Here is a 26070-nt window from a genome sequence, read left to right as displayed (position 1 = left end):
GCCGTTCGTGCTTCAGCACTTATGGATGCCCCATCCCGCGCAACGCGCGGGGTCTTAAGCACACGCCTAGGTTGAGATCATGTTGTGCCAAGTAACAAACACAATCCAGTAACAACGAGGCGCTCGGGCTTAAACACCCCGGTGAACTCGACTACTTCTTCCCCAGATTGGTTGTAGCGCCCCCAAGCGATACAACACCCCCTTTATGCCTGATGACCATAGCGAGTTGGTCCCACCCCTTCCCATCCCGAACAGGACCGTGAAACGACTCCACGCCAATGATAGTGCGGATACCCGTGTGAAAGTAGGTAATCGTCAGGCTCCTCATGCGCTGCATTGCATCGCAGCTAAACAAAAACCCCACCCCACAAAGGTGGGGTTTTTGCGTTCCTGAACCCTTCCTCCTACTCCCACTTCCCATCTCAACGCTTCCACATCCTTCAACACGCTAAAATAGCGCTTTAGCCTGATGTGTTCACGGCTTTTGCAAAACAGGTCCCCATGCTACGTCTAAGCGAAATCAAGCTGCCGCTTGAGCATTCGGAAAGCGAACTCGAGTCGGCAATTCGCTCACGTCTCGCGCTTATTCATGTCCCCACCGATGGGCTGATCCGCTATACGGTATTCCGTCGTGCGCACGATGCACGCAAGCGCGCGGACATCAAGCTCACATATATCGTCGATGTGGACGTGAAGGACGAAGCCTTAGCGCTTCGTTATCTGAACGATCAACCGCATTGCAGCGTAACGCCGGACATGGCGTACAAGTTCGTCGCGAAGGCGCCGGTGTCGATGACATCGCCGAGGCCTGTGGTAATTGGCATGGGGCCGTGCGGTTTGTTCGCTGGATTGATTCTCGCGCAGATGGGATTTCGTCCCATCATCCTGGAACGCGGCAAGGCTGTTCGCGAACGGACCAAGGACACTTGGGGCTTGTGGCGGAAAAACGTGCTGAACCCCGAGTCGAACGTGCAGTTTGGCGAAGGGGGGGCCGGGACGTTTTCGGACGGCAAGCTCTACAGCCAGATCAAGGACCCGAAGCACTACGGCCGCAAGGTGCTCGAGGAGTTCGTGCTTGCCGGTGCGCCCGAAGACATTCTCTTTCTGAGCCGGCCGCATATTGGTACGTTTCGGCTGGTGGGGATGGTCGAGAAAATGCGCGCGACGATTCATCAACTTGGCGGAGAAGTGCGCTTTGAGTCGCGTGTCGAAGATATTGAGATTGACGGCGGCAAGGTGCGAAGTCTCACGCTCTCTGACGGCGAAAGGTTGCGATGCGATCACGTCGTGTTGTCGGTGGGACATAGCGCTCGCGATACGTTCGAGATGCTGCACGATCGCGGCGTCTACATGGAAGCGAAGCCATTTTCACTCGGGTTCCGGATTGAGCATCCGCAAGGACTGATAGATCGGAGCCGGTTCGGCAAATTCGCGGGACATAAACTGCTGGGCGCAGCCGATTACAAAGTCGTCCATCATTGCAGCAACGGTCGGGCGGTCTATAGTTTTTGCATGTGTCCGGGAGGGACGGTGGTTGCGGCGACCTCGGAATCGGGTCGTGTCGTTACGAACGGGATGAGCCAATATTCGCGCAATGAGCGTAATGCGAACGCGGGAATTGTCGTCGGAATTACGCCGGACGATTTCCCGGGCGGACCACTTGCAGGGATCGCGTTTCAAAGGCAGTGGGAAGAGCGGGCGTTCGAACTCGGCGGTGGTGATTACTGCGCGCCAGCGCAGTTGGTGGGTGATTTTATTGCGAGGCGGCCGTCTACCGCGCTTGGAACAGTGGAGCCGTCGTATAAACCTGGCGTGCGAATGACTGACCTGACGAGCGCGTTGCCTGAGTATGTGGTCGAGGCGATTCGTGAAGCCTTGCCGCAGATCGACAAAAAGATCCCCGGTTTCGCTATGCACGACGCTGTCCTGACGGGCGTCGAGACACGTACGTCGTCGCCAATACGGGTTCGCCGAAAAGACGATTACCAAAGCGTTAATGTCGATGGTCTTTATCCCGCAGGCGAGGGTGCGGGATACGCTGGCGGTATCTACTCTGCCGCTATCGACGGGATAGAGGTGGCCGAGGCGCTCGCGTTGAAAATGATGGCGGGTTAAGGCGTTTTCTCACATCGCCAGCGCTTGGTGGGTTGGGCATGGATGGAGCGTCGTCGCTAATCAAAATGGCGGCGAGAGCCGCTCGCGCCGCTTCGGAACGTGGATCCGAATAGTCGGGCGAGCTATGCGCCATATTTTATTTCGCCGCAGCAGATGCCCGCGCCAATCAAAAACCCATCACGTAATCACACCCACCTGCCACGGCACGAATTCGTTCTGCCCGTAACCGTGGGCTTCGCTCTTCGATGCGACTCCCGACGCGCAATCCAGCATCATCTGGAAAATGGCTTCTCCAAGCTGATCGATGGATGCCGTTCCGTCGACAACCCCACCACAGTTGATATCGATGTCTTCCTCTTGCCGTTCCCATAGCGCTGTGTTCGTGGCGAGCTTAAGCGATGGCGAGGGCGCACATCCGTAAGCCGAGCCGCGCCCGGTTGTGAAGCAGATCAAATTCGCACCCGACGCAACCTGGCCTGTTGCCGAGACGGGGTCGTAGCCAGGCGAATCCATGAACACAAAACCCTTCGCATCAATAGGTTGAGCGTATTCATAGACCTCCACGAGCTTTGTCGTGCCGCCTTTCGCCACTGCGCCTAGTGATTTCTCGAGAATTGTCGTCAAGCCACCGACCTTGTTTCCCGCCGATGGATTGTTGTCCATCGCCGCACCGTTTCGCGCGCAATAGTCCTCCCACCACTTGATGCGTGTCAGTAGTTTTTCGCCGACTTCCCGGCTCACCGCGCGTCGCGTAAGCAGATGTTCCGCACCGTAGACCTCGGGTGTCTCCGAGAGAATCGCCGTGCCGCCATGCTGAACCAGACGGTCGACGGCCGCGCCCAGCGCCGGATTCGCCGAGATTCCCGAATAACCGTCCGAGCCCCCGCATTGCAATCCAACCACCAGGTGCGACGCCGGCACGGGTTCGCGTTTCACGCGGTTGGCATCGGCGAGCAGTTCTTTCACCATCGCGATGCCGCGTTCGATCGTCTTGCGGGTGCCGCCGCTGTCCTGGATCGTGAAACTTTGTAGTTTCGCGCCGTTATCTTTCAAGCCGGCCGAACCGAGGATCCCCGAGATCTGATTCGTCTCGCAGCCCAGGCCGATGAACAGCACAGAATGAAAGTTCGGATGGACGGCGTAACCCGCGAGGGTGCGACGCAGGATCGCGATGCCGTCGCCGAGTGAATCGATGCCGCAGCCCAACCCATGCGTCAACGCGATCACGCCATCCACGTTCGGATAATCGGCCAGCGCTTCAGGGCGAACATCGCGGCGAAAGTGATCGGCGATGGCCCGCGCCACCGTGGCCGAGCAATTCACACTCGTCAGGATGCCGATGTAATTGCGCGTGGCCACGCGGCCGTCATCGCGGCGAATACCCATGAATGTAGCGGGTTTATCGACGAAATGGGTTTCGCGCATATCGACGCCGAACTCGTGTTCGCGCTCGAAATCCGCCATGCCGAGGTTTTGGACATGAACGTGCTGGCCACGCGAGATGGCGCCCAGCGCCACACCGATGATCTGGTTGTAGCGTCGCACGGGTTCACCTTTGGCGATGTCACGCGTCGCGATCTTGTGGCCCGGCGGAATCAGCCCGCTCACCACCAGCGGTTCGACTTCAGACGTAATGCGTGCGCCCGACATAAGCTGGCGCGTCGCGATCACGACATCGTCGTTGGGATGAAGGCGGATGACCGTGTGATCGATAGACATAGCAAGCGTTCCTCAGGACAGCGCCGCGACAAGCCGCCGCTGTTCAATATTCAAACCGAGTTGATGCGCAAGTTCGACCGCCTGTTTGAAACGGCGTTGTTTTTTCTCTGCGTGATTACGCGCGATGTCTGAGAGCCGATGATCCAGAAACGGATTCTCGAAGCGGTCCCGGACATCGACGAGATACGCGCGCGCGGCGTCGTGCTCGCCGAGGGCATCGAAGATTGGCAGCACTTCGTCGCTCCATGTCGATTCCAATGTCGTGCGCCACGCTTCGTTGCGCATGGCGTCCTTGACGTTGGTGTCGGCGGCGGCAGGATCGGCGAGCCAGAGTTCCGCGAGCATCGTATGGCCGAGGTTGAGCAGGAGAAGTTTGAGGCGCTCGTAGTGGGCGAGGTCGTCAGTCAGCACGATGTCTTCGTGCTCGCAAGGCAGGACCATGCCAGGCTGACGCTCGATTGCCCATAACGCGTAGGGCTCGGCGATTGCACCAACGGGATGAATCGGTTCCGAGACAATGCGGTCGACCAGCGAGTTCACCCATATGCAATCGTGTTGCAAATAGCGGATGAACGCGTCGTCTGCTCGCCACTGACTTGCAATGCCGATAATCAGATCGCGCAATGTGTCGCCGTTACGCGATACCAGTTCGCAAGGGAACAAGGTCACCGGTTCAGCGCCCGCGACAAACCGGTCGTGCAGCAGCACTGCGAGCTTGGCGGGAAAGCCACGCGGGACAGAGTTTTCCTCAATGCTTCGCACGATGTCGTCTTCAAACGGTGCGTACCCGGTATCGCCGGTATTCGACACGATCACCTTGACGTCGTGCCGCATGCGCTCTCGGAGCGTCGGCCAGTCATCGGCGGCGTTAAGGGCTTCGGTGATCGCGTCGCATTGCACGGTGACGTCGATGGTCGCCGCGCCTTGCTGGCCGCGAATCCGCACGGGGTACACGCTAGCGGCGCGCAACGCGTCTATACGCGCTCGGCTTTCCGCATTCGATGTGCTCTGCACGACGGTAATCCGTCCGAGCGCCTGCGACGGCTCACGTCGCGCAGCCTCCGCAACGAATAAATCGACATGCGCCTGAAGGAAGCGGCTCGTCCCGAACTGGAGAATCGGATTGCTCATCGTCTATACGGCCGTGTCAGCACTCGACCAGTGCCTTGATCACGCCTGCAGACGGGTCGAGCAGTTTGGAAAATTCGCTCGGCAAATCGCTCAGCTTGAGCGTATGCGTATTCAGCGCCGCCGTGGGAATGAGTCCCGCACGCATGGCCTTCAGCACGGTTTCGAAGTCGTCCGGCGTGGCGTTACGGCTTGCAAGCAGGGTGGTCTCGCGCTTGTGAAACTCGGGATCTGCAAACGAGATCCGGTCACTGACAATCGATATCAGCACGTATTTTCCGCCATGTGCAACGAACTCCAGACCACGCTCCATTGCTTTCACATTGCCGGTGGCATCGAAGACGATATCGAAAAACTCGTTGCCGGTGAGTTCCGCAAGCTGTTTTGCATCCGCTGCGGCGCCGGTTGTATCCAGACGCACGACATGGTCGGCGTTCAGCAGCGTCTCACAGAATCGCAACCGGTCCTCGCGGCCATCCAGCACCGTTACTTCCGCGCCGCGCAACTTGGCGAAGATCAATGCCGCCATTCCGATCGGCCCGGCGCCGACCACCAGCGCCCGCTGCTTCGGCTGCACGTCGGCTCGCGCGACGGCGTGCGCGCCGATAGCGAGGAATTCGATCATCGCTGCCTGGTCGAGCGTCACACCATCGGCTTTGAACACAAACTCCTGTGGCACGGCGAGTTGCTCGACCAGGCCGCCGTCGGTATGCACACCCAGGACACGAATATTCATGCAGCAATTCGGCTTCTTGGCCCGGCACGCGATACATTTCCCACACGCCAGATAGGGCATCACGTACACCTGATCGCCCTTTGCCACGCGTGCGCCGGCCGGTGCCGATTCCACGATCCCCGATAATTCATGCCCCATTACCCGCGGATACGATAAAAACGGTTGATTCCCGGTGTAGATATGCAGGTCCGTACCGCACACGCCGACACGCTTGATGCGGATCAGAACGTCGTCGATTCCGGGTTCGGGCGACGGGCGATCAATCAGGACGAGCGAGCCGGGTTGTTCGCAGATGACAGTTTTCATGGGGATAGGAATGATTTTTTGGCCTTACCAGAATGCATATTAATTTCCTAAAACGCAATTGGTCAAGCCAATTAGCCTCGGCTAGGGGTTTGGCCTGACCATTGACGGCATCGTTGTTTAGAATTCAGCCTTGCCGCCGGTGCGGCCCGCCTGCCCAGATAAGGAGCCTTCGTGGCTGTCAAACCCATTGAGACGCGTCGTCTCTACCTTCAGATCGCCGATAAACTGCGCGCGCGAATCGAAGAACAAGGCTTCGCGCCAAACGGACGCCTTCCTTCCGAGCGTGAGTTGGCGCTGATGCTGGGGGTGTCGCGGCCGTCGGTGAGAGAGGCTCTGGTGGCGCTGGAGCTCGAAGGGCGCGTGGAGATCCGGATGGGATCGGGCGTCTATATCTGTGCGCCGTCCGCGTCCGGATCGCGCCCGAATCTGCCGCCGGGAACGGAATTCGGTGAAAGTCTGCTCGAAATCATGACGGCGCGAATGGTGATCGAGGGCGCGATTGCGGCGAATGTCGCGGCGTTCGGCAAACCCAAGGCGCTCAAGGCGCTGCGCGAGATCTACGAAAGCATGGCGCGGGATGTGGCGAACGGGCAAATTCCGCTGGCGGCGGATCGCGCGTTTCATTTAGCCGTCGCGCAGATGTCAGGAAACGACGTGTTGGTGCGCACGGTACAGGGACTTTTCGATGAACGGCATAGTCCGCTGTCATCGAAGCTGCGTGTGCATTTTGAGGGGGAGGAAACCTGGGCGGCCGCTTTAAGCGAGCACAAGGACATACTGGACGCGCTCGAAGCGCGCGATGCCATTCAGGCCCAGGCTTCGATGCAGCGCCATTTGAAGGCGTCATACGAGCGGTTGATGACGCGCCGCAAGCATTGAAAAATAACCATCAGGCCAGTCCGCAGTCAACTCCGGACTGGTCTCCGAACAACGTACACAACGTACAAGCAGCGTTCAACCAGGATAAGCCTCATCCACTTTCAGCCCGGCGAGCTTGAAGATCACGCGCAACGTCTGCGGCGCAATCTCGCGGCGCGAGGCGAGGGTCGTCAGCACGAAATCCATCACTTTCGCGTACTTGAGCATGGTCAGGCACGTTTCCATGTCGGTGGTGCCGTCGCGCATGACTTCCGCGAGCCGCAACATTTCGCCGGAAATTTCTCTGGCCATTTCGAGTTCAAGTTGCTGTTTTTCGCTCCACTCGGGCATTGACGTGAGCTTTGCAAGCATTTCCTGAAACTGCTGTTCGGCTTTACTGTCTCGGATTGGGTCCATCGCCGTCCTCATTTTGTTCGCGTGTTCCCCGCGGGAACGCGCCGTGTGCGTTAGGTGTTACGTAACAGACCATGCGTCGACGTTCGCCGGTGCGTTTCACCGGCCATGGCCCCAAGGGTTGCCGAGGTCATCAATTCGTCGCGCTTGGCCTTGCTACCAGGGCGTCCAGCTATAAAAGTCGCGGCCTTGTGCCGCCGTAATATCCGTCCATCCCGTTGGTTGTCCCGTTCTAAATGCACGAAATGTTCCATCCGAAACCCAAGTTCCTCAGTGCTGCGTTGAGGCGACTCGAAACCTCTGTCAGTTCCCGATGCTGCGTCATGCGGGAGCGTCTTTGCGCTTTTGGGTAAACTTGCTCATTTACATCGATACAACCAGCGGTTAGCGCACACTTCGCGCCAAAAATTCCGCGTGACCCCGACTACAGAATCACTACGGTATCCAGACGATGGCCAAGAAGTCCCGGGCGCCGAACGCGCCCATTGCATCAACGGATTCGTCCGATCAAAAGCCGGAAACTTCGGCCAAGCACGACATTCGTCCCGGTCAGTCCCTCGAACTTTTGAAGGAACTGCACATCTTGACGCGCGACGGCAAGATGAATCAAGACAGCCGTCGAAAGTTAAAACAGGTCTATCACCTGTTTCAGTTCATCGAACCTTTGCTTGCGGAAATTCATGCAAAAGAGGGTTCGGTGACGCTGGTCGATCATGGAGCGGGCAAGTCTTACCTTGGCTTCATTCTCTACGATCTCTACTTCAAAGCTCTGCGCGATCGGTCACATATCTTTGGCATTGAGACACGTTCAGAGCTGGTCGAAAAGTCCGAGGAATTGGCCGCGCGGTTGGGATTCGAAGGTATGTCGTTTGTGAATCTATCCGTGGCTGAATCTATTACCTCAGACCGAATGCCTGCGACGGTGGATGTCGTCACGGCATTGCATGCATGCAATACCGCGACCGATGACGCGATTCATTTCGCTTTGCAGAAGAAAGCGAAAACCATTGTGGTGGTGCCCTGTTGTCAGGCCGAGGTGGCCTCTGTTCTACGCAAGAACAAAGGGCATTCGCTCTCGAAGAACGTGTTGACGGAGATGTGGCGGCATCCGCTGCATACGCGCGAATTCGGCAGCCAGATCACGAATGTGCTTCGCTGCCTGCAACTGGAATCGCACGGGTATCAGGTGAGCGTGACGGAACTCGTCGGCTGGGAGCACTCGATGAAAAACGAGTTGATCATTGCGCAGTTCAAGGATCTGCCACGCGGTAAGCCGGCGCAGCGTCTGTCCGATGTGCTCGAAACGCTCGGTCTGGAAGAGATGCGCGAGCGGTTTTTTACGACTTGAATCTACTGGTCGAGCCCGGCGTCACGTTTCATGTGTTCGAGCCAGCCGGCGTGGCCGAGACGGCGTAGCGTGGCCATGTTGCGCTCGTAGATATCGGCGGCGTCGGGGAACGCTTCCACTGCCCGTTCAATGCTTGCCTCGCGCAGCAAATGGAAGATCGGGTATGGCGCGCGGTTCGAGAAATTTTCGATGTCGTCGGGTTCCGCGTCATCGAATTGATAGTTCGGGTGAAAGCTCGCGATCTGTAGTTCACCTTCCAGCTTGAGTTGCCTGAGGAGGGTATCGGCGAAATGAAGGGCGTCGTTGTAGTCGGCGAAATCGGCGAGCGCATGTGGGACGATCAACAACGTTGTGTCAGTTTTTTCCGGATCGGTATTGGCCAGATGCTTCAGTTCGGTTTCGATATCGGTGAGCACATCTTCGAACGTATGCGCCTCGCTGACGGCGTAGCGAATCTGGTCTTTCACATACACGGCTTTGGCAAACGGGCACAGGTTCAGGCCAATGACTGCGCGCGAAAGCCAATGTCGCGTTGAGTCGATAATCTCGTCCTTCACAGCTCGATCCTGTCTTCACCGCGCGCCGCTTGCACGAGCAACGCGGCCGCCGTGGGCGCTGCGCGCATCGGTCCACAGCCGGGGCCGTAAGTCTGGCTCGCGGCGTACACGCCTTCTATCAGCAACGCGAGTGAATCGGCGAGAAGTTGAGGATCGGCCGCGCCCGCCGCTGTCGATAACTCCAGCAACCGGGCAATCAAATACTCCTTGTTGCGCGCGACCGATACCCGTGCCGGATGCTCTCGATCCGCGAATTCGCAGGCCACGTTCACGAACGGACAGCCGCGATAATCCGGATTCGATGCCCGTTCGACAAGGTCCGTCATGCTCTGTACAAGCGCCTTGGCCGGTTGACCTGGATGTTTGGCGATACTGCGTTCGACACGATCCCGAAAGCGCGTGTCCATTCGCGTGAGGTATGCCACCACCAGATCGTCCTTCGACGAAAACTGCCGGTATACGCTCATCTTGTTCACGCCCGCGCGTTCGACCACTGCGTCCACGCTGATCGCCCGAATGCCGTCGCGATAAAAAAGATTTTCCGCGGCGTCCAGCAGTTGTTCCTGCGCGGTGGCGCCGTCCATGTGTCGGCGGACGGTTTTTTTATCGGTGACAGGATCTTCATTCGATACGCGTACCACGGTCATGTCCTTTGCCTCAGAAGGGATGCTTGACATGTTACCCAGCAGTCACTAAGCTCGCAACCTAAATGTGACTGAGTAGTAACGTTCGTCGAAGCGTTCGTTGCAAGATATCCAGAAGAAACCGGAGCGAAGGATGAATTGGGCAGCCAGGCGGCTTTCGGGCCGCATGCATTACGCGTGGATATCGGTAGGCGTTGTGTTTCTTGTCCTGCTCGCGGCGGCCGGCACGCGCGCGACGCCAAGCGTCATGATGTTGCCGCTCGAACAGCAATTTGGCTGGAGCCGCGCGACCATCTCCCTCGCGATCTCGATCAACCTGGCGCTGTACGGCCTGACCGGGCCGTTCGCCGCTGCCGCGATGCAGCGTTTCGGCGTGCGCCCGACGTTGCTTGTCGCGCTGGGGGCACTGGCGACGGGCGTGGGGTTGTCGGCGCTGATGACTGCACCATGGCAGATGATCCTGGTGTGGGGCGTGCTGGTAGGCGGAGCCACCGGCGTTGCCGCCATTACCCTGGCGGCGACGGTGGTGAATCGTTGGTTCACGTCGCATCGCGGACTGGCGATGGGAATTCTTACCGCCAGTTCGGCCACTGGCCAGCTTGTGTTCCTGCCCATGCTCGCGGCGATCACTGAGCGCTTCGGCTGGCGTCCCATGGTGTTGGTGGTCGCGGCGGCTGCGGCGGTGACGTTGCCGTTGGTGGCATGGCTGCTGCCCGAGCGTCCTGCCGATCTCGTACTACGCCCGTTCGGCGAGGCCCCTGATGCGCCGCCACCTGTTCCCGTCGCGCAGAAGAATCCGATCGCGCTCGCCTTCGGCACGCTGGGCATGGCGAGCAAGAGGCGCGATTTCTGGCTGCTGTCAGGCAGCTTTTTTATCTGCGGCGCGAGCACGAACGGGTACATCGGTACGCATCTGATCGCAATGTGCGCCGATCACGGCATGACCGAAGTGCAGGGGGCAGGCCTCCTCGCCGCCATGGGCGTTTTCGATCTCTTCGGCACGACGCTTTCCGGCTGGCTTTCCGACCGCTTTAACGCTCGCGTGCTGCTTTTCTGGTACTACGGCTTGCGCGGTTTGTCGCTGATGTTCCTGCCGCACGCGTTTGGTATCGACTTCTATGGACTACCCGTCTTCGCCGTGTTCTACGGTCTGGATTGGGTGGCGACCGTGCCGCCGACCGTCCGGCTCGCTACCGACGTGTTTGGCAAGGAGTCGGCGCCTATCGTATTTGGCTGGGTCGTGGCGGCGCATCAGCTCGGCGCGGCGTTCGCGGCGCTTGGCGGCGGCATGTTGCGCGCGAGTCTTGGCACCTACACGGTCGCAACGATGATCTCGGGCAGCCTGTGTATTGTCGCGGCGGTCATGGTCCTGCGGATCAACAAGGCGCCGCGTGCCATGCAGGCGTTGGCGACCTGACAGCGGCCGCTCGGCGCTTGCCGGTGGCGTAGCGAATTCAATCTCGCAGCGCGGGTTTGCCAGCTTGGTTATTCTTATGGTCTTGCAGCGTGCAGGTGAGCGCACGCTGTCCGGATCAACCAACCAGGGACTGCCGCATGACCGAAAAAATCGCACCTACTGAAATCGCAATCGATGCGCTGCTGGCCGGCCGCTGGAGCCCGCGGGCGATATCGAACAAGGCGGTGAGCCGCGAGCAATTGCATAGCGTGCTGGAGGCAGCGCGCTGGGCGCCTTCTTCGTACAACATGCAGCCGTGGCGTTTCCTGACCTTTGATCGTAACCACGACGAGGCCTCTTTCCAGAAGGCTTTCGCTACGCTGGTGCCGTTCAACCAGGGGTGGAACGCCAATGTGCCCGTGCTGATTTGCGTGCTGGCGAAGACCTTGACGCCCAAGGGTGACGTGAATCGCACGGCTCAGTACGATTCCGGCGCGGCGGGTATGGCGCTGACGCTCCAGGCTCACGCGCTTGGTCTGGCCGCCCACCAGATGGCGGGTTTCGATACCAACGCGTTCCGCGAGGCGTTCTCGCCGCCGGAGGATGTAGAAGTGATCGCGATGATCGCATTGGGACATCACGGCGATCCCGCTTTGCTCGATGCAGCCCTGCTGGAGCGCGAAAACGCACCGCGCTCGCGCTCGGCGATTGGAGAAATCGCATTCGATGGCGCTTGGGGCAAGGCTTTTAAATAAGCGGCTTTGAGTGGCTGCACGCGCATGCTGTCAAGCGCGGCTGTGAGATAGACGCTGCGCGAAACGCGATAGCCGTTGCCACGAAGTCATAGTCCTGGATCCCCGAAGCTCGATGTTTCGGGGATTTTTCGTTCTTGCCTGCAGGACTACTGGGCTACAGGACTACAGAAACGCGCAGGAACGCGCAGGAACCTCTCAATCCTCCTCAGCCGATGACAACGGCCGCGCCACGTCCTCCAGCGATTTGCGTTCCGCCGATACCCCCCAGATTCCCGCGACAACCGCTGCCAGCACCATCAGTGCAGAACCGATCAGATAGCCCACAAACACCGCGCCGCGCTGATGCGTGTCAATGAGCCGGCCGAATAGCGCCGGCCCCACAATGCCGCCCAGCGCCGTCCCAAAGGCATAGAAAATCGCGATGGCCAGTGCACGAATCTCGAGCGGAAAGGTTTCGCTCACGGTGAGGTACGCCGAACTTGCGGCCGACGACGCAAAGAAGAAGATCACCATCCAGGAAATAGTCTGCGTGGTGCTTGTCAGCCAACCCTGCTCGAACATGTATCCGCTGATAGTCAGCAAAATCCCCGACATGCCGTAGGTGAAGGCAATCATCTTGCGCCGGCCGAGGACATCGAAGAGTTTGCCGAGCATGATCGGCCCGAGGAAATTGCCGGCGGCAAACGGCAGCACATACCAGCCGATGTGATCCCCAGGCACGCCGTAGAAATCGGTCAGGACCAGCGCGTAGGTGAAAAAGATCGCGTTATAGAAAAACGCCTGGGCGGTCATCAGCGTCAATCCGACCAGCGAGCGCCGCCGATGCGAATGAAACAGCGAGTGGAATACTTCACTGAGTCTGGTGTGATCGCGGGCATGCAGGCGCAGCGGTTTGATGGGATCGGTGGACAACGCCACGCCATGTTCGCGAAACTTCGCCTCGATGCCCTCCACGATTTCCTTCGCCTCATCCACGCGGTTATGCGTGATCAGCCAGCGCGGACTTTCGGGGACCCACATGCGCATGAAAAGGATCAGCAATCCCAGGATTGCGCCGATCAGAAAACACGCGCGCCAGCCGTAATCGGGCGGCAGCAGGCCTGGATCGAGCAGCACGATCGAACCCGCCGCGCCCAGTCCTGCGCCGACCCAGAACGTACCGTTGATCGTCAAGTCCGTCCAGCCGCGCACGCGAGCGGGGGTGAACTCCTGGATCGTGGAGTTGATCGCTGTGTATTCGCCCCCGATTCCCGCACCGGTCAGGAAGCGAAACAGCACAAAACTTGCGAGATTCCATGAAACGGCCGTGGCCGCCGTGGCCACCACATACAAAAACAGGGTGATGAAAAAGAGCTTGCGACGGCCTAGCCGGTCTGTAAGCCAGCCGAAACCCAGCGCGCCGATCACCGCGCCCGCAATGTAGGCGCTACCAGCGAAACCGACATCCGCGTTCGAAAACTTCAGCACGTGACTGGTTTTCAACGCACTGGCCACCGCGCCGGCGAGGGTCACTTCAAGTCCGTCGAGCAGCCACGTAATTCCGAGCGCCATCACAATCAGGGTATGAAAGCGCCCCCATGGCAGCCGGTCGAGCCGTCCGGGCAGATCGGTTTCGATGATCTTCGCCGGTGCTTCCTCTTCTCCTCGGATTGCGCGGATGGTCGTGGTGTCGTTCATGCGTTTGGCCGGTAACGTGGGGATGACCGGCTACACGCACCACCGGCAGAGAGCATTAATTACCGGGTTTTCGAGCAAAATCCGTTCCCCCGGCCATGTTTTTGATTGGCTGTTGATGTACTGCGCGTTACGTGCTAAAAACGCGCTCCACTTTTTGTTTGCGACGTCGGCGGCGTTTAACCTGCCGTCGCTCACCTCATGACCTATTGCGCGATCGATTTCGGCACGTCGAATTCAGCGGTCGCATTGCCCGACGGGGCGTCGATCCGGCTCGCGCCGGTCGAAGGCAGCGCCACCACGTTGCCGACCGCTGTCTTTTTCAACACGGACGAGGACGAGCAGGCCTACGGGCGTGCCGCGCTCGAGTCTTACATCGACGGCTTCGACGGCCGCCTGATGCGCTCCATGAAGAGCATTCTCGGCTCGCCGCTGGCGGAGACGAGCACGGACCTGGGCGACGGTTCCGCGATTCGCTACGTCGATGTCATCACGCTGTTCCTGCAGCATCTGAAGCAGAAGGCGCAGGCCGTTTCCAGCACGCCGATCACGCGGGCGGTGCTGGGCCGCCCGGTATTTTTCGTCGATGACGATCCGCGCGCCGATCAGCTCGCCCAGAACCAGCTTCAGGCTGCGGCGCAAGCCATTGGTCTGACGGATATCCACTTTCAGTACGAACCAATTGCCGCCGCTTTCGATTACGAAGCGCGCTTGACGAAGGAAGGGCTGGTGCTGGTCGCGGATATTGGCGGCGGCACCTCCGACTTTTCGCTGGTGCGGGTCGGGCCGGCGCGCGCCAAGCTGCTGTCGCGAAAAGACGACGTGCTCGCGCATTACGGCGTCCACGTGGCCGGAACGGACTTCGACCGGCGCGTGGAGCTCGCGACAATCCTTCGCGAGCTCGGCTACCAGTCGATAGCGCCGGAGGGCCGCGAAGTACCGAACCGTGTCTATTTCGACCTGGCCACCTGGCATCTGATCAACACGGTCTACGGGCCGAAGCGTGTCAACGAGCTACAGCTGATGCGCCATCTCTATAGCGACGCAAAGCACCATGATCGCCTGATGCGTGTGGTCGAGCGCCGCCTTGGACACGCGCTGGCGTCGCACGCGGAGGCCGCGAAGATAGAAGTGGCGGCGGGCGGTGAGACCACTATCGGGATGGAGGAGGTTGAAGAGGCGCTGCGTATCGGTTTCAACGAGCAGCAACTCATTGACGCGGGCCTGGAAGAGACGCGGCGAATCGTGGCGGCAGCCAAGGAGACGGTGCACCGCGCGGGCGTGGCGCCCCAGGACGTGGGCGCAGTCTATTTCACCGGTGGATCGACGGGCCTGGGTTTCCTCTCGCAATCGCTCTCCAATGCATTCCCGGAAGCTGAAGCAGTTTTTGGTGACAGGCTGGCCAGCGTGGCGACCGGGCTCGGTATCTATGCGCGCCGGCTATTCGGCTGATCGGGATGAGCGGTGGTCGGGTTTTCGCCGACCGGTATTACTTGCTATTGCCGTCTCGGCAGTCATTTAAAGTAGTTTCTCATTAACAACTGATAAGCCCGCAATGCAAAAAGAAAAACCCCGCGAATGCGGGGGTTTTCTCTGCTATTCAAACGGCAATAAGACTTAGGCCGGTTTGATGTTTGCAGCCTGCTTACCCTTCGGGCCGGCCTTCACTTCGAAGCTAACCTTCTGGTTTTCCTGAAGTGTCTTGAAGCCTTCCACGCGGATTTCAGAAAAATGTGCGAACAGGTCTTCGCCACCACCGTCCGGCGTGATGAAGCCAAAGCCCTTTGCGTCATTGAACCACTTGACGGTACCGGTTTCCATGTTACGTGTTCCTAAAGATGTTGAATAAGGCCGAAGCCCGGATGTGCATGAAAATCAAGGAAGGGGCAATGGGACCAACCGGAGTACCGTGATGGGCGAACTACGAAAGACCAATTCACTCGCCACTTGAAATCGTGCAAGAAGGTTTATACGGCGAATCAAACTCAAGGTCAAATAATATCCGACTGTAAACTGGGGTTTTTTGAGATGTTTTCTCGGCTTTCTGAACGTTTATTACAAAACTTTCGGTAAATATTTTATGCTTGGATCGGACGTGTTCAAAACCTCAGTCGTAACAGATAGAGCGTGATGCCAGCGCACCCGTTAAACTACGCGCCACGTTGGTGCGGGGATGAATATAGCTCAGGGTCCGTATTATCCCGCATAAGGTATTTGAAAGTTTTCTGACTGAAGGAGACGTAGTGAAAAGTTCTATTCAACGGAACATTGGGCCGGTTGCGCTGCTGCTGACCGGCCTGGGCTCCATCATCGGTTCGGGCTGGTTATTCGGTGCCTGGAAAGCAGCCAAGATCGCGGGTCCGGCGGCCATCGTCGCATGGGTTATTGGCGCAGTCGTCATACTTGCCATTGCACTGACTTATGCCGAACTGGGCGCAATGTTCCCGGAGTCTGGCGGGATGGTTCGGTATGCGCGGTATTCACATGGCGCACTGGTCGGATTCGTCAGTGCCTGGGCAAACTGGATTGCGATCGTTTCGGTGATTCCGATTGAAGCGGAAGCATCGATTCAATATATGAGTACCTGGCCCTATCAATGGGCGCATGCGCTTTTTGTCGATGGATCGCTAACGCCGGTCGGCCTCGGTTTATCGGCATTACTGGTAATCGTATATTTCCTGCTGAATTACTGGGGTGTTAAATTATTCGCCCGTGCCAATTCCGCTATTACCGTATTCAAGTTCATTATTCCCGGTGCGACCATTCTCGGTCTTATGCTCACCGGCTTTCATAGCCAGAACTTCGGTACGAGTTCGAGTTTCGCGCCTTATGGCTGGTCCGCAGTGCTGACTGCGGTTGCTACCAGCGGTATCGTATTCAGTTTTAACGGTTTTCAGAGTCCGGTGAATCTCGCCGGAGAAGCGCGCAATCCCGCGAAGAGTATTCCATTCGCAGTGATTGGCTCGATCCTGATGGCACTCGTGATCTATGTGTTGCTGCAAGTGGCGTACATCGGCGCGGTTAGTCCTGGCGACGTGCTGAAAGGCTGGAGCAATTTCAACTTCGCGTCGCCATTCGCGGAACTCGCGTTGGCGCTTAACCTCAACTGGCTCGCGTTTCTTCTTTACGTCGATGCGTTCGTCAGCCCAAGCGGTACCGGCACGACCTACATGGCGACCACCTCGCGCATGATCTACGCCATGGAGCGCAACAACACGCTGCCGAAGATACTGGGCTATGTCCATCCGCTTTACGGCGTGCCGCGTCCGGCGATGTTCTTCAACCTCGGCGTCGCTTTCGTCTTCATGTTCTTTTTCCGCGGCTGGAGTTCGCTCGCAGCGGTGATTTCGGTCGCGACCGTGATCTCGTACCTGACCGGCCCGGTCAGCTTGATGGCGTTGCGCCGCGCGGCCACGGACCTGCATCGGCCGTTGATGATCAAAGGCATGACCATCATTGCGCCGTTCGCATTCGTGTGTGCGTCCGAGGTGTTGTACTGGGCAAAATGGCCGCTGACCGGCGAAATCATCCTGCTGATGGTGGTCGCGTTGCCGGTGTATTTCTACTATCAGTTCAAGACGGGTTTCAACGAATGGGGCGATGACTTGAAGGCGGCATGGTGGCTGATCGTGTATTTGCCGGCGATGGCCATTGTTTCGCTCATCGGCAGCAAGGAATTCGGTGGACGCGGATTATTGCCGTACGGCTGGGATATGGCGTTGGTGGCCGTCATGGCGCTGGCGTTTTATTATTGGGGCGTGCAAACCGGGTATCGGTCCCAATATCTCGAGGAACGTGAAAGTCACGACGATATCCTCGCCGAAGTCGGTGCGTGATAGCCAGTTCTTGAAACCCAGCTGTCTCAAATAAAAAAACCCGCTTGAGCAATCAAGCGGGTTTTTTATTTCTGTTCGTGGCAAATCGCCGCATTTTGTGGGCTTTTAGGCGGCGCTAAAAACGTAATTTGTCATGGCCAACGTTTTCTGAAATGTACCAAGTGACTGGATGCCCAGTTCGAAATCATCGTCGGCGGACCCCAGCGCGCCAAAGATGGGTAGCAAATGTTCATCGGTAGGATGCATCAGCACGGCGTGCGGTGCCTGTTTCCGGTAGTCCAGCAACGCTTCGATGTCACGTTTCGCCAGCCGATCCTCAAACCAGTCGGTGAATTCAGTCACGCGCGGGTCGGCGTCTTCCGGCCGCGCGCTGAAATCCGCTGTCCGCAGATTGTGCGTGATCTGTCCCGAGCCCACGATCATTACGCCGTCATCCCTTAGCGCTCGTAGCGCGCGGCCCACGTGGTAGTGGTGAGCCGGATCGAGATGCGGTTGTATCGATAATTGCGCGACCGGGATCCCCGCGTCCGGAAACATCAGCAGCAGTGGCACCCAGGCGCCATGATCAAGACCGTGCTCAGTGATGGCCGACGGAATGCCCGCTTGGGTCAGCAGCGCTGCGGCGTGCTTACCGAGCTCCGGCGCACCCGGCGCGCGGTACTGGATCTCGTAAAGGGCGCGCGGAAAGCCGTAGAAATCGTGAATGGTCTCCGGTTGCTCAGCGATGCTCGCAACCGGCTGAGCCGTGCCCCAGTGCGCGGAAAGCATGAGGATCGAACGCGGGCGCTCGAAGCGCGTCGCGAACGAGGCGAACTCCGCGGAAGGCATCGACGGGTCGATGGGAAGCGTTGGAGCGCCGTGGGAAATGAAAATGGTCGGAAGGCGGGTCATGGCAGCGAATCTCTGGAAGAGGTATTACCACGACTATAAAGACGGTCGCTAGGTTGATAAACAGCCAGCGAGGCAACGAATTGTGTCGCCGATGTTGTTAATTATCCGTGTCCTTCAACCCCGGCCAAGCCGCCGCGATCGGATTGCCGAGCGCGAGCATGTCAATCACGCGATCCACCGTCTGATCGACCATTTCATCGATGGAAGCCGGACGATGGTAAAACGCCGGCAACGGCGGGAAAATGACGCCGCCCATTTCGGTGACCGAGGTCATGTTGCGCAAATGCGCGAGGTTGAACGGCGTCTCGCGCACCATCAACACCAGGCGGCGGCGTTCCTTCAGCACGACATCGGCGGCGCGGGTAATCAGATTATCCGACAGCCCGAGCGCGATGCTCGCCAGTGTTTTCATGGAACACGGCGCGACGACCATGCCGTCGGTGGCGAACGATCCCGATGCGATGCTCGCACCGACATCGCGGACGTTATGCACGACATCTGCAAGCGCGTGGACGGTGGTTTTATCGAGATACAGTTCGTGCTGGATGTTCAGCCAGCCCGCGCTGGAGATCAGCAGATGCGTTTCGACGCCACCCAGGCGGCGCAGCGTTTCCAGCAGCCGGACGCCGTAGATTGAACCCGTTGCACCCGTAATGGCGACAATCAGCCGCCGCGGCACGGGCGCGGCGGTCGAAGGACGTGCGGCAGACAATCTCAGGCAGCGGCGAACAATTGTTGCAGTTCGCCCGATTCGTACATTTCCATCATGATGTCCGAGCCACCGATGAACTCACCGTTCACGTAAAGCTGTGGAATGGTCGGCCAGTTGGAGAATTCCTTGATGCCCTGGCGGACGCCTTCGTCTTCGAGAACATTGACGGTCTTGATCTCGGTCACGCCGCAAGCCTTCAGGACCTGAATGGCGCGGCCGGAGAAACCGCACATGGGGAACTGCGCGGTGCCCTTCATGAACAGCACGACCGGTGCTCCTTCAACGATTTCCTTGATGCGTTCTTGCGTATCCATGGCGTTTCCTGCGAGGCGTTGTAATGCGGGGTTGATTTTGGGTTCAGCGGTGAGGCATGCGCTACTTCAAGCGAAATTTCACACGCTAACGATCTGAAATGATAGCGGATTTCAATCGGGGCGGCTTGAGCGGGTCGGGAGGCCTCGTGGCCGTCTGTTAGGGCAATCAAGGGGCGTCATGCCGTGAAAAAGCCGCCGCTGACACGTTCGATACCAGCCAGATCACGCTTCGAGCGTACGTCGGACAAGCCGCGCGCCGTCAGTAACGCGCGTACGTCCGCAGCCTGATCGTAGCCGTGTTCCAGCCAGAGCGAGCCGCCCGTCGACAGAAAAAACGGCGCTGTCTGGACAATTGTGCGGATGGCGGCAAGTCCATCGGCCTCATCGGTGAGTGCGGTGCGCGGTTCGAAGCGCAGATCGCCCTCGGAAAGATGGGGATCGTTCTGCGCGATATACGGCGGATTGCTTACGATCAACTCAAAGCGCAGGGCGGGATCGAGGGCGCAGGTCCAGTCGCTTTGGAGCAGGTTCAGTGGCCGGTCCATGCCGAGCAGCGTCAACGCATTGCGAGCGGCTACAGCCAGCGCTCCGGCAGACTGATCGACCGCCCAGACCTGAGCGTCGGCGCGGGAAAAAGCGATCGCCACCGCGATCGCGCCGCTACCCGTGCCCAGATCGAGCACTCTCGGAGCTTCGAGCCCGCCCATCTGTTCGAGCGCAATTTCCACCAGCAATTCCGTTTCCGGCCGCGGAATCAGCACCTCCGGCGTGACCTCGAACTCAAGTCCGAAAAATTCCCGCGATCCCACCAGTTGCGCAATCGGTTCGCCCGCCGACCGCCGTTGTGCCAGCGCGTCGAAACGATCGACGCTCGCGACCGCCAGTTCCTCGTCGTCGCGTGTGATCAGTTCGGTGCGCCGCCAGCCGAGCACATGCTCGAGCAGGATCCGCGTTTCGAGCGCGGGCAGGGAAGACGCGCGCATCAACCCGGCAACCGTCGTCATTCGGAATCGCCCAGCGCCGCCAGCAACTCGGCCTGATGTTCGCTGACGAGCGCGGCAACGAGGTCGTCGATATCACCATCCATGATCGCGTCGAGCTTATACAGCGTCAGATTGATCCGGTGATCCGTCATTCGCCCCTGCGGAAAGTTATACGTGCGAATCCGTTCCGACCGATCTCCCGAGCCGATCAGGCTCTTGCGCGTGGCCGCTTCCTTTGCGTGCTGCTCGTGATGTTGCTTGTCCATGATCCGGGCGGCGAGCACCTTCAGCGCGCGATCCTTGTTCTTGTGCTGCGAGCGGTCGTCCTGGCATTCCACGACAATTCCAGTCGGCAAATGCGTCACGCGCACGGCTGAATCGGTCTTGTTGATGTGCTGGCCGCCCGCGCCGGAAGCCCGGAAGGTATCGATACGCAAGTCCGCCGGATTGATTACCACTTCGCCAATTTCGTCGGCTTCGGGCATCACGGCCACCGTGCACGCCGACGTGTGAATGCGCCCCTGCGTTTCGGTCGCCGGCACACGCTGTACGCGATGCCCGCCCGATTCGAACTTCAGTTTCGAGTACACGTTCAGGCCCGCGATCCGCACGATCACTTCTTTATAACCGCCGAGATCGGAGCCGCTTTCCGACATCATTTCGACCGTCCAGCGATTGCGCTCGGCGTATCGAAGATACATGCGCAGCAAGTCGCCCGCGAACAGCGCGGATTCATCACCGCCGGTGCCCGCCCGGATTTCGATGAAAATATTGCGGTCATCGTTGGGATCTTTCGGCAGCAACATGGCTTGCAGATCGCGCTCGATGGCAACCATCCGCTCGCGCGCCTCGCCAATTTCCTCTTCGGCGAAATCGCGCATGGACGGGTCGGAGAGCAATTCCATGGCGGTGGTTTCGTCATTCGATGCTTGCCGCCACAACGCATATTGCGTAACGACCGGCCCGATTTCGGCGTTTTCCCGCGTGATCTTCCGGTACTGATCCATATCGGCGGTCACATCTTCGCGGCTCATCAGGTCATTGAGTTCGGCCAGCCGGGTAGTCAGCTGGTCGAGCTTGTTTTGCATGCTCGTTTTCATGGAAGGCTGGAGCGAAGCTCCGGAGAAGACAGCGATCAGGAACGCGACCGCAAAGATGTTCGCATGCGGCGCAACCGAAGAGGCGAAGAGAGGGGCGCTAAGTTTCCGACGGATCGGACGGATCGTTCGATCCCGACGGATGGCCGTGTTTGTAAAGCCCGCCCATCAGATCGATGAGCTGGTCGCGATTCTCGCGGCTGGCACGGCTGAGCGCGTGCGTGGGGCCGTGGATCAGCTTGTTGGTCAGCGACTGCGACAGCGCTTCGAGCACCGCCGCCGGGTCGTCGCCACGCGCGAGCATCTTGCGGGCGCGTTCGACTTCGGCGCGGCGCATTGCGTCCGCCTGCGTGTGCATGTGGCGGATCACGGGCACGATGCTGCGTGCGTCGAGCCATTGCATGAAGTTCTGCACACGGGTGTCGATGATCGATTCCGCCTGCGCCACCGCCGCTTGCCGGGACGCGCTGCCTTCGCGAACGATGGCGCCGAGGTCGTCGACGGTATAGAGGAATACGTCCTGCAGTTTGCCCACTTCGGGTTCGATGTCGCGCGGCACGGCGAGATCGACCATGAAAATCGGCCGGTGGCGGCGTGCCTTGACGGCCCGTTCCACCGCGCCGAGTCCGATGATCGGCAATGTGGATGCCGTGCACGACACGATGATGTCGAACTCGTGCATGCGCGCGGGCAGCTCGGAGAGGGGAATGGAACGGCCGTTGAAGCGTTCAGCTAGCTTTTCACCGCGTTCCGCAGTGCGGTTCGCCACCACGAGCTCGCGCGGCTTTTGCGCGGCAAAATGCGTCGCGCACAACTCGATCATTTCACCCGCGCCAATGAACAGCACACGCTGACCTGAAATGTTTTCGAAGATGCGCTGCGCGAGGCGCACGGCCGCAGCCGCCATGGAAACAGATTGCGCCCCAATTTCAGTCGTCGTGCGGACTTCTTTCGCAACGGCAAAGGTGCGCTGGAACAACTGGTTCAGATACGTGCCGAGCGCGCCGGCTTCGGACGCGGTGCGCACCGCATCTTTCATCTGGCCGACGATCTGCGTCTCGCCCAGCACCATGGAATCAAGTCCGGACGCGACGCGAAACGCATGCCGCACCGCTTCAGACTGCGGCAGTGCGTAGACGTGCGGCGCAAGTTCGGAGACCGGCAGGTTGTGATACTTGGACAGCCAATGGATCGCGGCGTCGCGGGCGGCTTTGTCGTCCGTCGCGCAATACAGCTCCGTGCGGTTGCACGTCGACAGGATTGCGGCTTCCGGCACAGTTTTCCCCAGCGACCCCAGCCACAGATCTTTCAGCGCGCCGAGCGCTGGTTTGATCTGTTCGAGCGGAAACGCCACGCGTTCGCGCAAGGCGACAGGCGCAGTGTGGTGGTTGATTCCGATCGCGAGGAGCTGCATGTAGTGGGCCTGATCCGATGGCCTTGGAAAACCTTGGAATTTAGCCCGATATTATAGCCTTTCGCGGATTTCTTCAGTTCCAGCCGGGAAACCCATGCCAGACATGCCACCCGGCACATAGTCGGATTCGATCCGGTCCAGTTGGTAACCGTAGCCGTACAGCGGTGTCAGCCGGTAACCGTTGTCCGGCCGGAGATGCAGTTTCGTGCGCAGACGGGACGCATGGGTATCGAGTGTCCGCGACGCCATGTCGCTCCCGCGCGGCCACACCACTTCCATGATGTGTGCGCGAGACACGGCGCGCGACAGGTTCGTGAACAGCAACCGGGCGAAGCGGAATTCCTTCGGCGTGAGCAAAACCCGCTGATCCAGGAAACTGACGCTCAACTCGGACACATTGAACCGGTACTCGCCGAAATGCTCGGCAGCGGGTGTGCGGACCGCGCTTCGGCGCGCCAGCACTTCCACACGGGCGGCCAGTTCGGTGCAGCGGACGGGCTTGGCGACGCAATCGTCAGCGCCCGCTTTCAGGCAGGCGACCATGTCGGACTCGCTTTGACTTGCCGCGATCAACACGATGGGAAGCTGCGGCGCCAGTTGCCTGACCCGTTCGATGATCTCCGCGCCGATCATGTCGCGCGTTTCATTGGCGGCGATCAGCAGGTCGAATGTGTCGTACCTCATCCGGTCCAGCAAAACGGGCGCGGTGGGGAAGAAATGGCAGAAATGACCGTCCAGGACAAGCGTCCGGCGGATGAGTGCGGCGTGCTGAACGTCCGCGTCGATGATGGCGATTCGCATGATTTCCGACGCCGCCGCGCGCGCTGAGAGCAGGCCGGGGGGCGCGGCACTTGCTTGCCATCGCCATTCCAGCCCCCTAAACTCATCCGCTACGCCGCAAACGCCTTCCAGACCTTCTAGGTTTACAGAACCGAAAATGCTAGTTCACGAATCCGATTCAACCCATAGGTTTAATCTTAATTCCGCTGGAACGCGCCGCTAATGGGGTGGCCTGGGATCGTATTTCTTGGTTTGGTGGTCGGGCTGGCCGGCTGGTGGCTGCATCCGTTGCGGCGTTTGGCCTCAGGACCATTCGGCCGGCTATGGGCCGCGGGACTCGCCGGTATGGTGGCGGCGATGGTCGCGAAAATGCTCGGCAACGTCACCGGCGCATTCCACGACGGTGACTCCCTCGAATGGCTTGCGTGCGCGCTGTTGGCGCTGGTCGCCGTGACAGTCTCGGTAGGGCTGGCGGCGCGGCGGTGACTCGCCGTTGCCCGCTGCTGATCTGATGGTTCGACTGGTTCAACGTAACAAAAAATTCTGCAGGTGACTCCATGAACGATCGACTGAATTCCCCCGATGGCCAGACTTTCGCCCGGCGTATCGAATTGCTGCGCGGCGCCATGGCGCGTGAGGCATTGGCTGCCGTGCTGGTGCCGTCGTCTGACCCGCACATCTCCGAATACCTGCCGGAGCACTGGCAGGGGCGGCAGTGGCTCTCAGGATTCACCGGTTCGGTTGGCACGCTGGTCGTGACCGCCGATTTCGCCGGCGTGTGGGTCGACAGCCGCTATTGGACGCAGGCCGAGGCGCAATTGACCGGGACCGGCATCGCGTTGATGAAGATGATGGCCGGACAGCAATCCGCTCCGCATGTGGACTGGCTCGCGGAGAATGTGGCGGCCGGCGAGACGGTGGCAGTCGATGGCGCCGTGCTCGGCGTGGCGGCCGCGCGGGCGCTGAAGGATGCGCTGACGGCGCGCGGGATCGTGTTGCGCACGGACCTGGACCTGCTCGATGCCGTCTGGCCGGAGCGGCCGGATTTGCCATCGGAGCGTGTGTACGAACACGTCGCGCCCCAGGCGAGCGTGACGCGTGCGGAAAAGCTGGCGCAAGTGCGGCGCGTGATGCAAGAGAAGGGCGCCCAGTGGCATTTCATCTCGACGCTCGACGATCTCGCGTGGCTGTTCAACCTGCGCGGCGCCGATGTCACCTATAACCCCGTATTCGTGGCGCATGCGTTGATCGGACTGGATGACGCCGCGTTGTTCGTCGGCGATGGCAAGATTTCCGATGATCTCAAGGCGTCGCTGGTGAAGGAGAACGTGCGCGTCGAGCCGTATTCCGATGTGGCCAATGCGCTTGCCGCGTTGCCCGCGGGCTCGGCGCTGCTCATCGATCCGCGCCGGATCACATTCGGCTCGCTCGAGAAAGTGCCGGCGCAGGTGAAGATCGTGGAAGCGGTGAACCCGTCGACGTTCGCCAAGTCGCGCAAGACCGCAGCCGACGCCGCTCACATCCGCGCGACCATGGAGCAGGACGGCGCGGCGCTCGCCGAGTTCTTCGCATGGTTCGAAGATGCGCTTGGGCGCGAGACGATCACGGAGCTCAACATCGACGAAAAATTGACGGCTGCGCGTGCGCGCCGGCCAGGTTTCGTGACGTTGAGTTTTGCGACGATCGCCGGCTTCAATGCGAACGGCGCCATGCCGCATTACCGCGCCACCGACGCCTCGCATTCGGTGATCGAAGCCAATGGCTTGCTGCTGATCGACTCGGGCGGTCAATACGTGAGCGGTACGACGGACATCACGCGCGTTGTACCTATCGGCACGATTACGGCTGAGCACAAACGTGATTTCACCATCGTGCTGAAGGGGACGATCGCGTTGTCGCGGGCGCATTTCCCGCGCGGCATTCGTTCACCGATGCTCGACGCCATCGCTCGCGCGCCAATCTGGGAAGCCGGCGCGGATTACGGCCATGGCACGGGGCATGGCGTCGGTTATTTCCTGAATGTGCACGAAGGCCCGCAGGTGATCTCGCACTACGCGCCGGCCGAGCCGTACACCGCAATGGAAGACGGCATGATCACGTCGATTGAACCGGGGCTTTATCGGCCGGGGAAATGGGGTATTCGGATCGAAAACCTGGTAATGAACGAACCCGCCGGCAAAACTGAATTCGGCGATTTCCTCAAGTTCGAAACGCTGACGTTGTGTCCTATCGACACACGCTGCGTCGACCTGACCCTGCTGCGCGACGACGAACGCGCGTGGCTCAACGACTATCACGCAACGGTTCTCGAACGCGTCTCGCCGCATGTGTCGGGCGCGGCGAAAACGTGGCTCGAAAAACGCACGCAAGCAATCTGAACGGAGCGGCGCATG

Annotated in this window: 25 protein-coding genes and 1 rRNA gene; 11 read left to right on the top strand and 15 right to left on the bottom strand. The window is 59.6% G+C overall.

What is annotated here, in order from left to right; translation table 11 throughout:
• The first annotated feature begins 208 nt into the window (after positions 1 to 208).
• Both rrf and BSU04_RS15445 read left to right on the top strand, forming a co-directional pair.
• Positions 209 to 321, top strand: a 5S ribosomal RNA gene (rrf, locus tag BSU04_RS15450).
• 180 nt (positions 322 to 501) lie between these two features.
• The gene (locus tag BSU04_RS15445; RefSeq protein WP_089161426.1) at positions 502 to 2115 is read left to right on the top strand and encodes an NAD(P)/FAD-dependent oxidoreductase; all 1614 of its coding nucleotides are present in this window, start codon (positions 502 to 504) and stop codon (positions 2113 to 2115) included.
• Between the two features lie 177 nt (positions 2116 to 2292).
• Here BSU04_RS15445 and BSU04_RS15440 read toward each other — a convergent pair whose 3' ends face one another.
• The 3 genes from BSU04_RS15440 to BSU04_RS15430 are packed head-to-tail and all read right to left on the bottom strand — an operon-like array spanning position 2293 to position 6004.
• Positions 2293 to 3834 (bottom strand): UxaA family hydrolase, encoded by a 1542-nt coding sequence (locus BSU04_RS15440; RefSeq protein ID WP_089161425.1) that lies wholly within the window; start codon positions 3832 to 3834, stop codon positions 2293 to 2295.
• Positions 3835 to 3846: 12 nt separating this feature from the next.
• Positions 3847 to 4965, bottom strand: a complete 1119-nt coding sequence (locus BSU04_RS15435) for a D-mannonate oxidoreductase (RefSeq protein WP_089161424.1) — start codon at positions 4963 to 4965, stop codon at positions 3847 to 3849.
• Positions 4966 to 4981: 16 nt separating this feature from the next.
• Entirely contained in the window at positions 4982 to 6004 is a 1023-nt protein-coding gene (locus BSU04_RS15430) for a zinc-binding alcohol dehydrogenase family protein (RefSeq protein WP_089161423.1), read from the bottom strand.
• A gap of 171 nt (positions 6005 to 6175) precedes the next feature.
• On the opposite strand from BSU04_RS15430, the gene BSU04_RS15425 reads away from it, so the two are divergent.
• Positions 6176 to 6883 (top strand): FadR/GntR family transcriptional regulator, encoded by a 708-nt coding sequence (locus tag BSU04_RS15425; RefSeq protein WP_089161422.1) that lies wholly within the window; start codon positions 6176 to 6178, stop codon positions 6881 to 6883.
• A gap of 75 nt (positions 6884 to 6958) precedes the next feature.
• Here the strand turns inward: BSU04_RS15425 and BSU04_RS15420 are convergent, their stop codons facing one another.
• Positions 6959 to 7279 carry a hypothetical protein gene (locus BSU04_RS15420; protein WP_031362147.1) on the bottom strand — a complete coding sequence of 107 codons (321 nt, stop codon included), beginning with the start codon at positions 7277 to 7279 and terminating at the stop codon, positions 6959 to 6961.
• Positions 7280 to 7727: 448 nt separating this feature from the next.
• On the opposite strand from BSU04_RS15420, the gene BSU04_RS15415 reads away from it, so the two are divergent.
• A complete protein-coding gene (locus BSU04_RS15415) occupies positions 7728 to 8624 on the top strand; it encodes a class I SAM-dependent methyltransferase (RefSeq protein ID WP_256982799.1) in 897 nt (298 codons plus the stop codon).
• A 2-nt stretch (positions 8625 to 8626) separates the two neighbouring features.
• On the opposite strand, the gene BSU04_RS15410 is transcribed toward BSU04_RS15415, so the two are convergent.
• Together BSU04_RS15410 and BSU04_RS15405 are read right to left on the bottom strand one after the other, a co-directional pair.
• On the bottom strand, positions 8627 to 9181 hold the full coding sequence (locus tag BSU04_RS15410) for a DUF1415 domain-containing protein (RefSeq protein ID WP_089161421.1): 555 nt from the start codon (positions 9179 to 9181) through the stop codon (positions 8627 to 8629).
• A complete protein-coding gene (locus tag BSU04_RS15405; RefSeq protein WP_089161420.1) occupies positions 9178 to 9828 on the bottom strand; it encodes a TetR/AcrR family transcriptional regulator in 651 nt (216 codons plus the stop codon). Before BSU04_RS15405 ends, BSU04_RS15410 begins: the two co-directional genes overlap by 4 nt.
• Before the next feature lie 130 nt (positions 9829 to 9958).
• Between BSU04_RS15405 and BSU04_RS15400 the strand changes: the two genes are divergently transcribed.
• Positions 9959 to 11242, top strand: a complete 1284-nt coding sequence (locus BSU04_RS15400; RefSeq protein WP_089161419.1) for an MFS transporter — start codon at positions 9959 to 9961, stop codon at positions 11240 to 11242.
• 137 nt (positions 11243 to 11379) lie between these two features.
• The gene (locus BSU04_RS15395) at positions 11380 to 11976 is read left to right on the top strand and encodes a nitroreductase family protein (RefSeq protein ID WP_089161418.1); all 597 of its coding nucleotides are present in this window, start codon (positions 11380 to 11382) and stop codon (positions 11974 to 11976) included.
• Between the two features lie 195 nt (positions 11977 to 12171).
• On the opposite strand, the gene BSU04_RS15390 is transcribed toward BSU04_RS15395, so the two are convergent.
• Positions 12172 to 13653 carry an MFS transporter gene (locus BSU04_RS15390; RefSeq protein WP_089161417.1) on the bottom strand — a complete coding sequence of 494 codons (1482 nt, stop codon included), beginning with the start codon at positions 13651 to 13653 and terminating at the stop codon, positions 12172 to 12174.
• Between BSU04_RS15390 and BSU04_RS45435 the strand changes: the two genes are divergently transcribed.
• Both BSU04_RS45435 and BSU04_RS15385 read left to right on the top strand, forming a co-directional pair.
• Entirely contained in the window at positions 13652 to 13855 is a 204-nt protein-coding gene (locus tag BSU04_RS45435) for a hypothetical protein (protein ID WP_144021244.1), read from the top strand. The genes BSU04_RS15390 and BSU04_RS45435 overlap by 2 nt on opposite strands.
• Entirely contained in the window at positions 13852 to 15102 is a 1251-nt protein-coding gene (locus tag BSU04_RS15385; RefSeq protein WP_089161416.1) for an Hsp70 family protein, read from the top strand. Before BSU04_RS45435 ends, BSU04_RS15385 begins: the two co-directional genes overlap by 4 nt.
• Before the next feature lie 165 nt (positions 15103 to 15267).
• On the opposite strand, the gene BSU04_RS15380 is transcribed toward BSU04_RS15385, so the two are convergent.
• Positions 15268 to 15471 (bottom strand): cold-shock protein, encoded by a 204-nt coding sequence (locus BSU04_RS15380; protein ID WP_089161415.1) that lies wholly within the window; start codon positions 15469 to 15471, stop codon positions 15268 to 15270.
• A 422-nt stretch (positions 15472 to 15893) separates the two neighbouring features.
• Between BSU04_RS15380 and BSU04_RS15375 the strand changes: the two genes are divergently transcribed.
• Positions 15894 to 17486, top strand: a complete 1593-nt coding sequence (locus BSU04_RS15375; RefSeq protein ID WP_089161414.1) for an APC family permease — start codon at positions 15894 to 15896, stop codon at positions 17484 to 17486.
• A 105-nt stretch (positions 17487 to 17591) separates the two neighbouring features.
• Here the strand turns inward: BSU04_RS15375 and BSU04_RS15370 are convergent, their stop codons facing one another.
• From BSU04_RS15370 to BSU04_RS15340, 7 genes are all read right to left on the bottom strand, one after another.
• Positions 17592 to 18377: a DODA-type extradiol aromatic ring-opening family dioxygenase gene (locus tag BSU04_RS15370; RefSeq protein WP_089161413.1), complete on the bottom strand. Its 786-nt coding sequence runs from the start codon at positions 18375 to 18377 to the stop codon at positions 17592 to 17594.
• A gap of 97 nt (positions 18378 to 18474) precedes the next feature.
• A complete protein-coding gene (locus tag BSU04_RS15365) occupies positions 18475 to 19089 on the bottom strand; it encodes a UbiX family flavin prenyltransferase (RefSeq protein ID WP_089161412.1) in 615 nt (204 codons plus the stop codon).
• Positions 19090 to 19091: 2 nt separating this feature from the next.
• Positions 19092 to 19403 (bottom strand): Grx4 family monothiol glutaredoxin, encoded by a 312-nt coding sequence (gene grxD / locus BSU04_RS15360; protein WP_089161411.1) that lies wholly within the window; start codon positions 19401 to 19403, stop codon positions 19092 to 19094.
• A gap of 176 nt (positions 19404 to 19579) precedes the next feature.
• A complete protein-coding gene (gene prmC, locus BSU04_RS15355) occupies positions 19580 to 20407 on the bottom strand; it encodes a peptide chain release factor N(5)-glutamine methyltransferase (RefSeq protein ID WP_089161410.1) in 828 nt (275 codons plus the stop codon).
• Positions 20404 to 21486 (bottom strand): peptide chain release factor 1, encoded by a 1083-nt coding sequence (gene prfA, locus BSU04_RS15350; protein ID WP_089161409.1) that lies wholly within the window; start codon positions 21484 to 21486, stop codon positions 20404 to 20406. Before prfA ends, prmC begins: the two co-directional genes overlap by 4 nt.
• Before the next feature lie 97 nt (positions 21487 to 21583).
• The gene (gene hemA / locus BSU04_RS15345) at positions 21584 to 22897 is read right to left on the bottom strand and encodes a glutamyl-tRNA reductase (protein ID WP_089161408.1); all 1314 of its coding nucleotides are present in this window, start codon (positions 22895 to 22897) and stop codon (positions 21584 to 21586) included.
• 51 nt (positions 22898 to 22948) lie between these two features.
• Positions 22949 to 23698, bottom strand: coding sequence for a response regulator transcription factor (locus BSU04_RS15340; protein WP_089161407.1), 750 nt, complete (start codon positions 23696 to 23698; stop codon positions 22949 to 22951).
• 201 nt (positions 23699 to 23899) lie between these two features.
• Here BSU04_RS15340 and BSU04_RS15335 point away from each other — a divergent pair, with 201 nt between their 5' ends.
• Together BSU04_RS15335 and BSU04_RS15330 are read left to right on the top strand one after the other, a co-directional pair.
• Positions 23900 to 24163, top strand: a complete 264-nt coding sequence (locus BSU04_RS15335) for a hypothetical protein (RefSeq protein ID WP_089161406.1) — start codon at positions 23900 to 23902, stop codon at positions 24161 to 24163.
• A gap of 71 nt (positions 24164 to 24234) precedes the next feature.
• A complete protein-coding gene (locus BSU04_RS15330; RefSeq protein WP_089161405.1) occupies positions 24235 to 26055 on the top strand; it encodes an aminopeptidase P family protein in 1821 nt (606 codons plus the stop codon).
• The last annotated feature ends 15 nt before the right edge of the window (positions 26056 to 26070 follow it).

The organism is Caballeronia sordidicola (assembly GCF_002220365.1).
GTDB classification, from domain to species: Bacteria; Pseudomonadota; Gammaproteobacteria; order Burkholderiales; family Burkholderiaceae; genus Caballeronia; species Caballeronia sordidicola_C.
The sequence above is the reverse complement of the archived record's forward strand: the minus strand, read 5'-3'. Positions and strand labels throughout refer to the sequence as shown.